This is a genomic window from Arthrobacter sp. R4 (genome assembly GCF_051365025.1).
Taxonomy (GTDB): Bacteria; Actinomycetota; Actinomycetes; order Actinomycetales; family Micrococcaceae; genus Arthrobacter.
The window spans coordinates 1-13,954 of sequence record NZ_JBLWIJ010000046.1 but is presented as its reverse complement, the minus strand read 5'-3'; the positions used below and the strand labels follow the sequence as shown (position 1 = coordinate 13,954).

The 13,954-nt window shown below is 62.5% G+C and carries 12 protein-coding genes; 3 read left to right on the top strand and 9 right to left on the bottom strand.

The window, feature by feature from the left end:
- Positions 1-19 precede the first annotated feature (19 nt).
- The 4 genes from ACLKOZ_RS21690 to ACLKOZ_RS21675 all read right to left on the bottom strand — a co-directional run bounded on the left by ACLKOZ_RS21690 (position 20) and on the right by ACLKOZ_RS21675 (position 7,810).
- Positions 20-2,356, bottom strand: coding sequence for a beta-galactosidase (locus ACLKOZ_RS21690; RefSeq protein WP_436478243.1), 2,337 nt, complete (start codon positions 2,354-2,356; stop codon positions 20-22).
- Positions 2,357-2,424: 68 nt separating this feature from the next.
- Positions 2,425-3,747: a cellulase-like family protein gene (locus ACLKOZ_RS21685; RefSeq protein WP_436478241.1), complete on the bottom strand. Its 1,323-nt coding sequence runs from the start codon at positions 3,745-3,747 to the stop codon at positions 2,425-2,427.
- The gene (locus ACLKOZ_RS21680) at positions 3,744-6,842 is read right to left on the bottom strand and encodes a DUF5107 domain-containing protein (RefSeq protein ID WP_436478239.1); all 3,099 of its coding nucleotides are present in this window, start codon (positions 6,840-6,842) and stop codon (positions 3,744-3,746) included. The genes ACLKOZ_RS21685 and ACLKOZ_RS21680 overlap by 4 nt, the downstream gene beginning before the upstream one ends.
- Positions 6,843-7,633: 791 nt before the next feature.
- Positions 7,634-7,810 (bottom strand): CsbD family protein, encoded by a 177-nt coding sequence (locus tag ACLKOZ_RS21675; RefSeq protein WP_436478237.1) that lies wholly within the window; start codon positions 7,808-7,810, stop codon positions 7,634-7,636.
- An 862-nt stretch (positions 7,811-8,672) separates the two neighbouring features.
- Between ACLKOZ_RS21675 and ACLKOZ_RS21670 the strand changes: the two genes are divergently transcribed.
- The 3 genes from ACLKOZ_RS21670 to ACLKOZ_RS21660 all read left to right on the top strand — a co-directional run bounded on the left by ACLKOZ_RS21670 (position 8,673) and on the right by ACLKOZ_RS21660 (position 11,228).
- Complete coding sequence (locus ACLKOZ_RS21670; protein ID WP_436478236.1) at positions 8,673-9,191, top strand: IS110 family transposase; 519 nt, start codon at positions 8,673-8,675, stop codon at positions 9,189-9,191.
- A 41-nt stretch (positions 9,192-9,232) separates the two neighbouring features.
- On the top strand, positions 9,233-9,388 hold the full coding sequence (locus tag ACLKOZ_RS21665) for a hypothetical protein (protein ID WP_436478234.1): 156 nt from the start codon (positions 9,233-9,235) through the stop codon (positions 9,386-9,388).
- Positions 9,389-9,962: 574 nt separating this feature from the next.
- Complete coding sequence (locus ACLKOZ_RS21660) at positions 9,963-11,228, top strand: FAD-dependent monooxygenase (protein WP_436478232.1); 1,266 nt, start codon at positions 9,963-9,965, stop codon at positions 11,226-11,228.
- A gap of 68 nt (positions 11,229-11,296) precedes the next feature.
- Here ACLKOZ_RS21660 and ACLKOZ_RS21655 read toward each other — a convergent pair whose 3' ends face one another.
- From ACLKOZ_RS21655 to ACLKOZ_RS21635, 5 genes are all read right to left on the bottom strand, one after another.
- Positions 11,297-11,665 (bottom strand): LapA family protein, encoded by a 369-nt coding sequence (locus tag ACLKOZ_RS21655; RefSeq protein WP_436478230.1) that lies wholly within the window; start codon positions 11,663-11,665, stop codon positions 11,297-11,299.
- A 164-nt stretch (positions 11,666-11,829) separates the two neighbouring features.
- A complete protein-coding gene (locus ACLKOZ_RS21650) occupies positions 11,830-12,336 on the bottom strand; it encodes a hypothetical protein (protein WP_436478229.1) in 507 nt (168 codons plus the stop codon).
- 603 nt (positions 12,337-12,939) lie between these two features.
- The gene (locus ACLKOZ_RS21645) at positions 12,940-13,338 is read right to left on the bottom strand and encodes a hypothetical protein (protein ID WP_436478227.1); all 399 of its coding nucleotides are present in this window, start codon (positions 13,336-13,338) and stop codon (positions 12,940-12,942) included.
- A gap of 34 nt (positions 13,339-13,372) precedes the next feature.
- Positions 13,373-13,618, bottom strand: coding sequence for a YetF domain-containing protein (locus ACLKOZ_RS21640; RefSeq protein ID WP_436478225.1), 246 nt, complete (start codon positions 13,616-13,618; stop codon positions 13,373-13,375).
- 9 nt (positions 13,619-13,627) lie between these two features.
- A complete protein-coding gene (locus ACLKOZ_RS21635; protein ID WP_436478274.1) occupies positions 13,628-13,828 on the bottom strand; it encodes a hypothetical protein in 201 nt (66 codons plus the stop codon).
- Between the last annotated feature and the right edge of the window lie 126 nt (positions 13,829-13,954).

Sequence of the window (13,954 nt, the reverse complement as noted above, 5' to 3'; positions counted from 1 at the left end):
GTATGCCAGAAGGGACCCATCAGGAGCGGTGTTCGGCCCAGGTCATCCAAGGAATCAATTGCAGGCTGTCCAGGGCTACCAGGTCACCGTCCACCGTGTCACGCCTGCGCTGTGCTTCCAGCGGCAGCCCAACACTGGCAGCTTTCGCCAGGGGCAGGATCTGGAGACGGATGTCCTTCGTTCCGCGGAGCCCTGCGTCGTGGGCTTCGAGCACCCAGGGAGAGCCGTCCCAGAACCGGTCAGCAACGACCTGGCCATCGACGATCAGCCGGGCCACGTCCCCGGCCCAGCTGATTTCCACTTCCGTTGGTTCTTCGGCAATCAGAGCCGTCGCCGGCAGGCGTATTTCATGGACCTCGGCCAGATCGTTCATGGTTTCGTTGGTGGGAGCGGCAGCCCTGCCAGCCATGGAACCGAACGAGGACGGAACAGCCGATGCCGCCCGGAGCCGGTCAACGGCCAGAGATTGCCGCTGGCGGGGAGGGCCGGACGGTTCCGTGCTGACGGCTTCGAACCGGCCGGAAACAGCGCAGTACCGCTGAACCGCCGCTGAGCCCTTGGACCGGCCGGCCAGACGGCCATCGGCAGAGACCCAGACAGGGTCTGCGGAAAGCACCAGTTCCGGTCCGTGCCCGGTGTCCAGAACCCACGCCATGTCCGCGTGCCCGGCAGGGAGTACAACGATGGCCGCGGAACCGTGCGCGGAGTTTACGGTCAGCGTCACAGGTTCCTCAGTGTTCACGGCGAAGACGTTGCCGCCTAGTTCTCGGGCCGGCCCGTTCAGGGTGCTTCCCTCTGGCAGGCACAGCTGGGGTTCGATGCCTGCTTCGGCGGCAAGGACGAGCACGGGTGCGGTGTCTGGTCCCAGCAGTGTCAGGGCTGATGCCGTGGCCCACTGCAGGCGAACTGTTCCGAGGTCCAGGTTCACCGGCCAGCGGGCGATCGTCCCGGACGGGATGGTCAGAGGTTCACAGGGAAAAGTGACCGTTTCCTCCATGAAGGCGAGTTGAAACTGGGCTTGCCGGTAATCCGGCAGCGGGATATGGGGCTGGTGCCAGGTGATGAAAACGAAACCGGTGCCGCCGTCGGAGCGTAGGGCCCAGCGGAGGGTGCCGGCGTCCTCGATTCCCGCGGGCATTTGGTCCGGCAACGTGGAGGGCATCGGCGCGAGGTGTTGACCGAACGCTGCGAGGAAGGCGTGTTGCTTGCGCAGCTCGGCGAAGCCCGGGGCCAGTCTGCCGGAGGCCCCGATGGGGGCATGGAAGTCGTAGTCGAACACCGGTAAGTCGTTCGGGTAGCCCGTTGCCTGGGATTCCTGAAGGCCTCCCGGTGGATTTGTCCCGCCGGCGAACATGTAGTACCCCTGCCAGCCTGAGCCGCTGCCGATCTTGTTGTTGGCAACCGCTGCGACGTCCTTGCCTTTGGGCCAGGGACGGCGCTGATAGGCCGTTGCCATGCCGCCGGTCAGTTCGCAGGTGGCCGGCGGGTAGAGGGCAGACTGGGACCGGGGCGGGGCCGCTTCGCTTCCGGTCAGATGCTCGCGCAGGTCCGCGCCAATGCCGGCGTCATCCCACTGGTGGCTGAAGAAGTAGTGCTGCCGGAATGTCGGATCCCAAGGCACCGCCGCGTCAACCCAGAATCCGTCACCGTAGCCGCCGAAGACCGGCATGACCTCGTCCTCGGGAATGTCGGCGCCGCCCCAGGCCGTGGCCGTCCATAGTGGCGCACTGAGTCCTGCTGCCCGGGCGAGACGTTTGAGCTCCCGGATGTGGGTGGGCTGGTCGTACAGTTCGTTTTCCAGCTGGATGCCGATGACGTTGCTGTCCGGGCCGGTCAGCCCTTGCAGCTCCGAACCGAGGCGGTTGAACCAGCGCTCCACCATGGCAAGGTAGCCGGGGTCGTTGGTGCGGTGGTCGGCGTCGGCTTCCTGTACCCAGTCCGGGAAGCCGCCATTGCGGACCTCCCCGTGGGCCCAGGGCCCGATGCGGAGGATCACATCCAGACCAACTGCCCCGCAGAGCTGGACGAACGCGGCCACGTCCAGGTTGCCGTCGAAGCGCGCTTGGCCCTCGGTGGGTTCATGGTGGATCCAGAACACGTAACAGGCGACGACGGTGATGCCGCCGGCCTTCATCAGCCGGAGTCGTTCTTCCCAGCGGGTCCGGGGCAGGCGGCTGTAGTGGATTTCGCCCGAGACGGGGACGGCCGGAAGCCCTCCGCACTCAATGTACTGGCTGGTTAGTCGCCACCTGCGGTGAGGATCCTCGGTGTTGCTCATGGCCGGGTACTGCAGTGCCGGACCGTGGGGCCGGTGGGTGGCGCTGAGCAGTTCGATGGTGCTTTGTTCAAGACGCATGGGAAGTTCTTTCAGAGGGCGCGAGGACGGGCAGGGCTGGCTGACGGCATAGGGGTGCGGTTTGGACGTCACCGGCCGGCAGGGGCGGCGAGGATGGAGCTGTTCATGCGTTGCTGCCATGCTTCGTCGCTCCACAGGGGGTGGTGAGGGGCGGCGTTGGAACACAGGACCATTCCCCACACGCCTTGTTCCAGCGCTGTCTTGATGCCGCCCTCTGCGAGGTCCCGCCCGACGGGGCCTTCTTCGAAAGTGCCATGAAGCGGTGTGTAGCCAATCCATCCCTCCCCCACCACTGCCGGAATGTTCTTCCAACGGGCCCACGCGGCGATGGCAATGACGCGTGAATCGATCTCGCGCCGCATCACTTCCCGGTATGGCCCGTACTCGTTGTACAGCCAGGTGTCCCAGGCCTCCGGATCAATCCAGTCATAGCCATAGAACATCTGGTCAGTGACGACAGTGGCGCGGTATTTCCAGTCATCCAAGCGACCGTATTCGGCAGCGGAGGGGGCCTCCGGCCGCAGCAGTGCAGACAGTGCAGCGTTGGGGAAATTGGAGGTCCCCTCGGAGCGGATGTCGATCCTCTTTTGCAGGGCGTCCAGCACGCCATAACTGTAGACGTGGAACTGGGCGGCACCGAATCCGTCCGGCAGGGTGTGCATCGCCAAGTGCGGGGGTTTGCCGTAACTCGCGGTGATGAGCAGGTCCGGGTGGAGTTCCCGCAGGCGGTGCAGTTCTGCGCTGCCGTTGTCCGCCAGGGCAGGCAAGATGGAGAAGTCTACCTCGTTGTGCAGTTCCACCATGGCGATGCGTTCGCGGTGCCCGGCTGCGGTGACAGCGCCGATGAGGCGGTCCCAGGCATCGGCAAGAACACCATACCTGCCGTTCAACGGAACAGCATCTATCGCGTCGAACCATCGTGGAGAATCGGCAAAAACTGTTGACTGCTGGTATTCCCAGCTGGCCAGGATGATCACCAGGCCATGCCGGGCAGCGGCGTCGAAAAGCTCTAGAAGCCTCTCCCGCAAGTTGACCCGGTAGCCGCCCGGAACGTCGTACCAGCGCGTTCCCCTGCCGTAGAAGCCGCCGTCCGGGGATTTTCCGAGTCCTTCGATTTCGAGGTCGGCGGCCAGGTCCTCAAGACCGAGATCGCCGAAGAGCAGCAGCGGGGCCGCGCAGATCCGGATGGTGTTGTACCCCAGTTGCGCTGCTTTTGCGCAGGTCGCGTCCAGATCTGCGTACGGACCGCCGTCCTCAGCGCGCGTGTACCAGGAGAAGTCCCAGAGCGTGATGGTCAAACGCTGCGGAAGATGCGCCGGCGGTGCGCCCGTCAGGGAGGAAGTATCGCTTTCGGTCGTTCCGGAGCCCAAGTACCTCGGCGTTTCAGTCACAGGCTTGCCATTTCTTTCTGGTGTGCGCGTCCCTGTGCGGCCAGGCCGCGCAGGTTCTTGACCCTGTCGGCCCGGGCTGCAGCGGTATCGGTCTCGAAGAGCAGCAATTCGGGCAGTGAGGTCGCGAAGTAGTCCGGAGCGTCAGGAGCTGATTCCAGCTCATCGGCCCGGGCTTCAATGCTCTGCCAGATGCGTTCGGCGCCCGTCTGCCTGCCGAGCCGGGTATGGGCAATGCCCCTCCAGTAATCGGCTGGGCCAGCTGGCGCCGGATCCACGGCCAGTGATGTGCTCTGCTCACAGGCCCGGTCCCAGGCCGCCGCAGCTTCCCGAAGGTCCCCGGACAACTGCAAGGCATCGCCCAGGGCGACGAATCGTTCGGTCATGCTGTGCGCCGGGTGCCGGCCCTCGCCGAGGTTTGCTGGTGCGTCGATGCCTTGGGTGAGGAGTGCGACAGCCGCTGCCGGATCGTCGTTCATCAGCGTGCGTGCGCGTTGCACGGCTGCCCGGTCGTACGCTTCCAAGGCTATCCCTTCTCCCCCTTCGAAGGGCTGGAAGTTGCGTGTCGACATGATCTGCCAGGCTTCCTCGGCCCTGCCGGCGTCGAGGAGGAGGTTGACATAGAGAAGAGCGAGATCATCACGGCCAAGGACCGAGCGGTCGTAGCGCTCAATGCCAGCAAGCTGTTCGGCCGCAGGCACTCCTCGAAGGCTGGAAAGGACGGTCCGCTCGAAGACGAGCCGGGCGTCATCCGGGCTCAATGCCAGGGCACGCTGAAAGTATGAGTCAGCCCGTGCGGCATCTGCGCCGGTGTTTACCGTGGCGATGGCCGCGTTCCGCCACACGACAGGGTCCGTCGAACCCAGCGAGATCGACGTCTCCAGATGGCCCAGGGCGTCCGTGGTTCGTCCGGCATCAAGCAGCCAGCAGCCCAGCAGCCCGTGCGCAACCGTGTCGTCGTGATCGGCCGTCAGAGCCAGGTGGAGCGCATCGAGATCATCCAGCCCGTAGGGGAACGCGTATGTGGTGTCAGTGGTCTGTGCTGCGGAACGTTCCGTCGCTGCGGCGTCTGCATTCCCCAGTTCCTCGAACCAGGCGGCCCGGAGATAGTGGCGTACGGGCTCCGGGTTGCCGAACACTTTGTTGGCGCCCGGATGGGCGCCTCTTTCGGTAAGGTCCAGCGCGAGTTGCCACTGACCTGCACGGGCCAGCCAGCACCCAACGGTCAGGGAAGTCTTGGGGTCTGCCGTGTCCAATGAACCCTTAAACGCCAGTGCCACAGGGTCCAGGGGATCGGACATAAGGATGCTCCCCAGTAGCCGGGAGCCTTCGTCCCCGCGCCCCAAGCCCGTAAGAGCCAGGAACAGCAGATGCTTCGCTTCGGGGCTTGCCGGGTCCAGCCGAAGCGCGGATTCAGCGTGCCGCAACGCCTCGGAGGGTCTTCCTGCCCTGAGAGCCACGCGGGCCAGCGCCAGGTTTGCAGGATGCGCCCAGCCTTTGTCCCAGGCCGCCTTCCCGAACCGTTCCGTGGCGTCCGCCAACTTGCCGGTGCGCTCCAGGACGACGCCCAGCCGGTAGCTGGCTTCCCCGCTGGGAGGATTCAGGTTTCTATGGGTGACCCGGGCCAGTGCGTTTTCCAACAACTCCCTCGCCAGGGCGTACTGGCCAGTGGTGTAGTGCGCCGAACCGAGCGCGACGGCGGCCCGGGAGTCCCGCGGATCCCGGCGGAGTATCTCCTCAAAATAGGGAAGCGGTGATCTGGTCGGGTGCCGGTTCTGCGTCAGATGGATACCCGTGACATAGAGTTCGTCTTGGCTTTCAATGTCCCCCGGCATGGCAGGCTCCGTCGCCGCCCAGGGTTCCTCCTGATTCTGGGATGATTCACGCGGAGACCATGAGATCAGTTCCGTGGAGCCGTCCAGCACTTGCACGGTCAAGTCGGTTCCGTCCGTCGGTTCCGTCAGCCGGGCGACGTCCGTGAAGGGTTCTGCTGGCGAGATCCGCACATTCCATTCATGAACGGTGACGCCACGGACTTTGAGCCGGACTGTCACGTCCGCGCGGTTGGACGTGCTGGAAACCCCGACCCTGACCTCGCGTTGCTCATCGACCAGCTGAAGTGAAACAGCCACGTCCAGGTTCGCTTGGTGCGCCGGACCGATGTTGCGGATCGGATACCAGAACTCACTGAAGGTTCGGGTCTCACCGGGGGCGAGGTAGCTGAAGTCGGGCTGGTTATCGGTGAAAACACCGGACATGAGTTCGACGTAGGGGCCATCGTTGTCCGTGAGGTGCGCGTCCCAGGCTTTGCCCACTGGTCCGTTTCCCCATGTCCATTGCTTCTTGCCCGGAGAAATGGACCGGTCCGCCCAATGGATGAATCCGGCGTCGGCTTCATGGTCGTACCCGCCAAAAAAGTTGTCCTTCGTGTCGGTAATCATGTAGGAGGTGGGGACGGGAATGTTCGAATAGAAATCGATGCGGTCCGCATCCATCCCGCCCTGCCTGGCCAGCGCAGGATAGTCCACGCCATAGTAGGGTCGATCGGCTCGCGGGAACGCCGTGATGGCTCGCCGTGCATGATCCGCCACAAAGCGAACATCGGTGGGAAAAAACGACTGGTACTTCTCGTGCACCCGGGCTGCCGCATTCGCCCACCACAAGAAGGTCTGCGGCACATCCGTGCAGTTGTAGAGCCGAGCTTCCACTTCAAGGAGGGAACTACCGGGACGGAGCCGAACGCCATGCGTCCCGCGCATCCGCTGCAGAGGATCGAGATCGCTGTGCCAGACCGTGACATCGCCGCTGTCAGCGCGCTCGATCGAGGTTTCCACCGGCAGGAAAGTAGCAGGGCGGTGGTGCTGGGGCCAGTTGAACTCAACCCCTCCTGAAATCCACGGTCCGGCAAGTCCCACCAAACCCGGTTTGATCACGTTGTTCCGGTAAAAGAAGTCATAACCAGCCGTCTTGTCGAACCCGATATGGATCCTGCCCCCAATCTCCGGCAGCAACATGAGCCGAACAAACTCATTCTCCAGATGGATTGCCTGCCACAGCCGTGGTTCCTTCGAAGTGGCGATGCTATCAATGAAGGGCATGGGATACACCTTGCCGCTAGATCCCTGATACACCCGGCGATCTAGAAACAGCGGATACCTGTCAGGCTCGCCCGGGCCATAAGTATCGATGAGAACGGGCTCACTCCAGCACGCGACACCCCCTGATCCAAGCAGTGATTGCTGATCGGGCGGTGCATCTGGCAGGGAAATCCGGCTAACGGGTTCATTCGTATCGCTCATCTCTACAGGCTACGAACTGCTGACCCAGCTTCCCATGGCAGAAAGGAGCCACTATATGGACATTCTTCTAGAAGCCTGCTCGTGCAGGGCACCCTTGGCAAGGAGCCTCTCCCTGGCCGAACCGCCTACGGTGCTAGCGCTTGAATGAGGACGGGAGTTCTCGGGCCTACTTCTACTCCCGTGCTTAACTGGCATGAGCGGGTTATTCATGAGCCGGGGGGTAGTACCGCCAAAGCTGTCGCCGCCGCCATCGGGGGGCTGAGAGTTCTTGAGTAAGCACCTAAGCTGCCACATCTCCATTGCACCCCTATTCAAGAGCCATTGTGGGGGAGGTGCGCGCGCGTGGTCTCAGCCGTACACATTCGCCGCCGACTCCTCTGCTCCAGTACGGCCGCGAACTGAAGGACACCCGGGAACGGGTACCCCATTCCCATGAAGCGCTTTGCCACCAGGTAGACGGGCGTGGATGGTCTCCGGGCCTTCTGGCTGCCATGTCGGAAACGGAGGGGTACTTGTTCCTGCTTGTCGCTTCTCAGGGCACAGCAAAGGGCGCGCCCGGTTCGCTGAGCGCGCCCTTCGTGTCGGCCTGGTCAGTCCTTCTTGAAAGCGTCCTTGACCTTCTCGCCGGCTTGCTTCAGATCGCCTTTGGCCTGGTCGGCCTGACCCTCGGTCCGCAGGCTCTGATCGCCCGTGGCGGCGCCTGCCGTTTCCTTGGCCTTGCCGCCGGCCTTCTCGGCAGCGTTTTCAAGCTTGTCGCCCAATCCCATGGTGTTTCCTCCTCTGGTTGGCAGCCGTTCGCATGCGGCTACGAATATAATAAGCATGCTTAGTATCTCGTTTTCAAGTCCGCATCCGGCTCCTCGGCCATTCGCAAAAGCTGTCGAGCAGCGACATGGCTACCGTGGAAACATGCATTAAATGCATGCAACCCCTGCAGGTTCCCGCGCCTCAGCCAGTGAGAGGTTGAAGGGAGGAGAACCACATGAAGGAAATCGAGTCCACACCTGTACTGCGAACTAATGTGGCCAGAGCCGGCTTGCCGGGAGACAGCCCCGGAGGTCTCCCGATCCAGAACAAAGAATTGCCGCATTCTCTGAAAGGGGAGTGCGGCAGTTGCTTAGGGATATTTGGAATCGGTCCGAAAGGGGGTGTTGACAGTGTCAACACGTTTGGCTTCGGACTGGGCCGTACATCGGCCGGACTGGCTCGGATTCGGCATGTTTTCTGGAGTTTTCTAGTGTTCCCAAGGGCTGGAATGCGGTTCGAGTCCCACCTCGGGCACAGTGTTTCCGCAGGTCAGGGGCTTTTTCTTCGTCTAGTGTTGACAAACATTGACAAACCAAGCCTGAGAGGTGAGCACCGGGCGCATTGAGCTAAATGCTGCATGGTGGGCTCCTGCGCAGGGTCCTGGCGCCTGTTCGGTCGCCGCAGTGGCCCACGATCCTCTGGTTGACCTACAACGTCGCTCCGGGCCTGTTCTGCAGATAAGCGTACACAGCTCTGAACGAGCCGCGGTGCGCCTCAGTATGGGCCTGTGACAATAGTGCGACTGCAACAGCGGGCGGGTTTGTGATGACCCGAACGCTGATTGAGAGGCACGACATGATCGCCGGATAAGGACACGACTTCTTGCCACCGTCCTTGAGATGGCGGGGACGAGGTCATCTGGGCGACCGACCTGAACCATGGCGGACCGGCGCTGCTGATCGCACTGCTCGTCGGCCATACCAGAAAATCCTCTACGTCCCCGGCCGTACTCTGCACCACGCCTCCAAGATTTATCGCGGCGGGGGTAAGACGGATGCCAAAGATGCTGCCGTTATCGCCGACCAGGCCCGGATGCGCCGTGACCTGCAGCCCCTTCGGGCCGGTGATGAGATCAGCACAGGGCTGCGGATCCTCACCGCCCGACCGGCCGACAAATCCGCGGACCGGTCCGGGCGATCAACCGTTTGCGGGCCCAGCTACTGGAGTAATTTCCCGCGCTGGAACGGGCATTCGACTACAGCCGGTCCAAAGCCTCACTGTTGCTGCTCACTAAACACCGGACGCCGGACGGGATCCGCCGGGCAGGCGAGGCCAGGATCCACGCGTGGTCGAAGAAGCACGGCGCCCGTTCCTCGGCAGCAGTTGCCGCAGCCGCCATAGAGGCGGCAAAATCCCAGCACACCATCGTTCCTGCCCAGCACATGGGGGAGGGGATCGTCGCCGCTCTCGCCCGGGAAATTCTGACCCTGAACGAGGAACTCGCCAGACTCGATGCGCTGATCAGCGAGAAAGTATCCGAACACCAGCACGCCGAGGTGCTGTTGAGCATGCCAGGGTTTGGCCCGGTTTCCCGGTAGCTTAAGGGACATCCTGCGGTGCCGCGTGTCGTGGTGAGCTTGCTGATGGCCCACCAATGGAGAGGGTCGTCTTTGATGTGATTTCCGGGTTTGCCACATGGGGTTGAGCAAGAGGCTTATTGAGGTTTTGTCGTCTTCGGGAATGTACGTGCTGACGGCGCTGATCCTGGCTGGCGGGGTAGGCTGATCGGCTTCGCTGCTGCCCTAGCTTTGAAACAGCGGGATCAACTACCGTGACGAACGCCCATCATCGGTTAGAAAGGATTAGCAGCAACCATGCGGGGATGAGATCAGCTTGGGGTCTGCGGATCCTTCCCGCCCGGGGCGCCGACAAATCCACGGACCGGATCCGGGCGATCAACCGCCTGCTGGCCCAGTTGATGGCATACTTCCCTGCAGCATCAATCATCACAGCTTCATGCAATCGGTCATTCTGCTCTCCGGCACAACCAGTGCGGTATGGACAGTGCACGAGGAATGAGTCGAGAATGAGCAGCAGGTGTCTGGGGAACTCCTGAGCCCCTCTCTGCCCGGGTTCCTTCAGCCCGGCCGATCTAATCGTTTGGAGCAGGACATGAAGGCTGTGGTCGTGGGGGCTGGTATTGCAGGCCTTGTCGCGGCCCGCCAACTTGGTTTGGCCGGCTGGGACGTCGAGCTCTGTGAGAAATCGTCGGCTCCGCGATCCGATGGCTACATGATGGATTTCTTTGGCCCGGGAGTCGATGCGGCGGAACGGATCGGCCTCTACCCGCGGCTGGCAGCTGTGTCATATCATGTCGAGGCAGTCGAATATATCGATGCTGCGGGATACCTAACCGCCAGTCTGGATTACGACCGGTTCGCCCGGCTTGCCGGCGGGAACGTCTTGAGCCTGCTGCGACCCGACATGGAACGTGCAGCCCTCGCTGCACTCGACGACGTTGACCCCGGCCTTGTGCGGGTCCGCTACGGGGCGCAGGTATCCCGGGTGTGGAGTGATCAGGACGGGGCACGCGTCGAGGTCGAGGGTTCTCCGGACGTGACTCTCGCCGCGGATGTCCTCATTGGCGCTGATGGTATCCACTCCGGAGTGCGTGCCCAGGTCTTCGGTCCTGAAGGGGAGTACCTGCACCCACTGGGCATGCGTGCTGCCGCATTCATCGTGACCGAACCATTGCTGAATGGCCGCTTCCGGAACCGGTTTGTCCTCACCGACACCGTCGACCGGATGGCCGGGCTCTATAATCTACGCTCGGACGAGGTGGCGGCACTGATGGTCTACCGGGATGTCACGGGGGCAACCGGGCATGAGCGTTCGGGGAGTCCGCGCGAACGTCTGCGACGGGAGTTTGCCGGGCTCGGCGACGCCGTAGAGCGGGTGTTGGAGCTGTGCCCCGAGCATCCGTACGACGATGTCGTCGCTCAGATCGTCATGCCTGGCTGGCAGAAGGGGAGGGTCGTTCTCGTAGGGGACGCATGCGGGGCAGTGTCGCTCCTTGCCGGGCAGGGCGGCTCGCTCGCTATTGCCGGGGCCGCGCTTTTGGGGGACATCCTCGGCCCCGTTGCCTCGCCCAAGGGGATTGGTCCGGCCCTCGCCGAATTTGAGCGACGCTGGGGCCCCGTCGTCGAGGAGGCCCAGATAGCCGGAAGGCGCGCCGCGACATCGTTCCTGCCCAGAAACCGCCCCCAGCGTTTCCTGCGCCGTTGGATCATCAGGGCAACCCATTTGCCGGGAATCGACCGGCTCGTGGCACGCCAGATCGTGGGCAGGATCGCAAAGCAGGCATCAAGGGGGCAAGGTCGCAATCAGGCCAAAACTATTGCATTGCCGCTAGAAACGCCGCCGATTCATAAAGGGTGAAGCATCGCTGCGTAGTGGGTTTTCTCGCCCACGGCGGTGTCATTTTCCGGCTTCGGGCGTTGAAGAGATCAGTTCACCTCCGGGCGTCCTTTCGTTTCACGGTAAGTGCTTCTGCCGTTGCGCTGACGACGGGTGCGGGATCGGAGCTGGAGGATTCTGGCTGTACCGGCCGCGGCTACCAGAAGGCCACCCCCTACGGCAGCAATCAAGAGCGCGATACCCGATGCGATGGTCCCTTCGAGCCCGATGAATGCGATAGTCACGCCTTCCTGGTTCTGAACGATGAAAATGATGAGGAGTACCAGGAGGACCAGTGAGGCTATCGTCGCGGCCCAAGCCATCCCCGCGCGGGTGACAGCCGTCCGTTCCCGGCTGACGCGTCCCGGCGTGGCGGAAGGACCGGGATAGGGGTTTGGAAATGAATTGTTCGTAGTCATTGTTTCTCGCCTTCCTTTCTGAAATGTGGCCTGTTTCCGCACTGCCCGTGGAGGCGACCGTGCCGTTCGAGGTTGTCACCAATGAGCTCGGTAAGGGGCACTGGTCCGCGCCGCAACGCGAATACAAGGCTGCTTTTGCATTCATCGGGTCCCGACGGTCGTGGTCATCCGGACGCGCCGGAAGGTTCGATGCCGGAAGCCACGATGTAGGAGTCGCCCTGCCACTGCTCATGCAGGGCTTGATCCAGGTCGATGCCGGTTTCCTTTTCTACCTCCGCCACGTCAAAGCCCCGGTAGACGACCCCTGTGACCATGACTCTGGCTTCAGGGCTGATGCCATCCAGGGCTGTTTCATGCACGATGAGAAGTTCCTCGACCAGGGGATATTCAGGATCAACGATGGAGAAGGTGGAAGGGGAGATGATTCCTTTAACTTCACCGGGGACTGTCACCTTCGTATACTCCTCCACGTCCGGTACTACTTCCCTGATGGCATCGAGGTGAACCTCTTCGATCTCAACCGTGCCCTCCGGTCCCGGTTCCGAAGTGCTGCACCCAGCGGATGCAGTGGCGGCAAGGATGAGAGCCGCTGCCGTTGCCATCCTGGCAACGAGGACAGCCGGCGCGGTCCGTGCAGTGCGGCCGGTCCTGATCCTGGCCTCATGTCCCATGGTTTCTCCTTAGTCCTTCGCGTGCCGCTGGTTCATCTGCAAACCAGCGGTGCTGCCGTCTCAGGCGGCGCCCCACTACTTGTGCGGTGTCGCTGAGTTTCCTGAGTTCTGTCATGTTTCTGCCGACACGCCGTTGTTACTCCCGCGGGCGAATCGGAGACTTGGTTGTTGGTCGAGGCCGGCATCTGCTGGCGGCCGCTGCCGAATAAAGGCAGGTGATGATGCGTCTGCGAAGCCATTCGGCTAAGCAGGTACGCGCATCTTGCCATGGATTGTGTTCCGGATAACTCACGGTCCCGTTGCAGGGGTGACAGGGTCTGCATCCTGCCCGCATTCGGTTCCGGTAGCGGTTCCGAAACGCCCTTCCCCAATCAGGCTACGTGCCCGATCTGCCTGAGCAACCCTGTGTTATGTACCTGTGATGGCGGCGGGTCATTCTTGACGCGCTCGTGACTCTGCTCAAAGTCGATCCCCGCCTGCTCCACCTGGATCCTGAATTGCGTGCATCAGGGCGCGATGCCATCTTGCAGCGACTTCTGTTTCGTCACTCTTTTTGTCGGAGGAAGAAGGCTCCGAGGGTACCTGCAAGTGTAGCGAAGACGGCTACGGATAGATGGCCAGCAGGACCTGGATGATGCGTGAGAAGGTGCAGGTGCCGGTGATGCCGTGACCGGTGATGGCAACCCTGGCTGACTCATACAGGGGCTGGGCGTAGGAACTGTGCTCACCTGTTGCGTAGAGGAGTTGGCTGAAGGCCAGGCTGACCATGGTGGTAACGGCGGTGGGCCAGCCGATTCTGCTGGTCAAAAGCCGTCCTGCTGACCGGGAATCCCGGACACCGGCTGAAAGGATCGCGCCGTAGCGGGCCAGCCTGGCGACACGGAGGAGCCGAAGTGCCTGAAGCGCCCGGAAGAACCGCAGGAACGGTACGAGCAGGAAGATGACCTGCCACCAGCTTTTCCGCCAAAAAGTCCTTCCTGAAGCCGGCGTGCAGGCGCGCAACAGGCGCCTGTCCAGTGTTCGTGTTCGTGGTCTGTCATGGGAGTTTGGGCCGGGGAGCGTCCTGGACACCATCAAGAGCGGACCCGTTCCCGAGTTCCCTGTTGGGAATGACGCTGATGGTCCCGTTGGTTTCGAGTACCACCGCTGTAATGTCGGAGAGGTCACCTGAACCGGAGGCACGGACTGCCTGCAGCACCTCGGATTCGCTGAGGCGGTTCCCGCGCAGCCTGGCGTGCTGAAGTTCCCCGGACACAACCAGTGCCACGGGTCGTGACGTCACAGCTGACCGTTACCCAGACACGTGCGGAGACACCCAGGCCACGAGAAACTGAAGGCCACCCAGCAGCGCGAGTGCCGTCAACACCTCGAGGAAGGCCACGTCCGAATTGAGCAGGATAGTCGCCAGCGTGGATCCAAAGGCGACCCTCACGATGAAGTCGAACGCGTTCAGCTGCCCCAGTGTCCTTTTGCCCGTCACCCGCAGGACCACTACCAAGGCGGCCTAGGTGTACTGCCCAGGCGGGTTGGTTAAACGGCTGATGGGCGGTTGGCCGCCGATTGCGGTGTGGGGCCTGTGGACTCTTCTATGTCTGTCAAGCCGCATTCATTGGTTCGA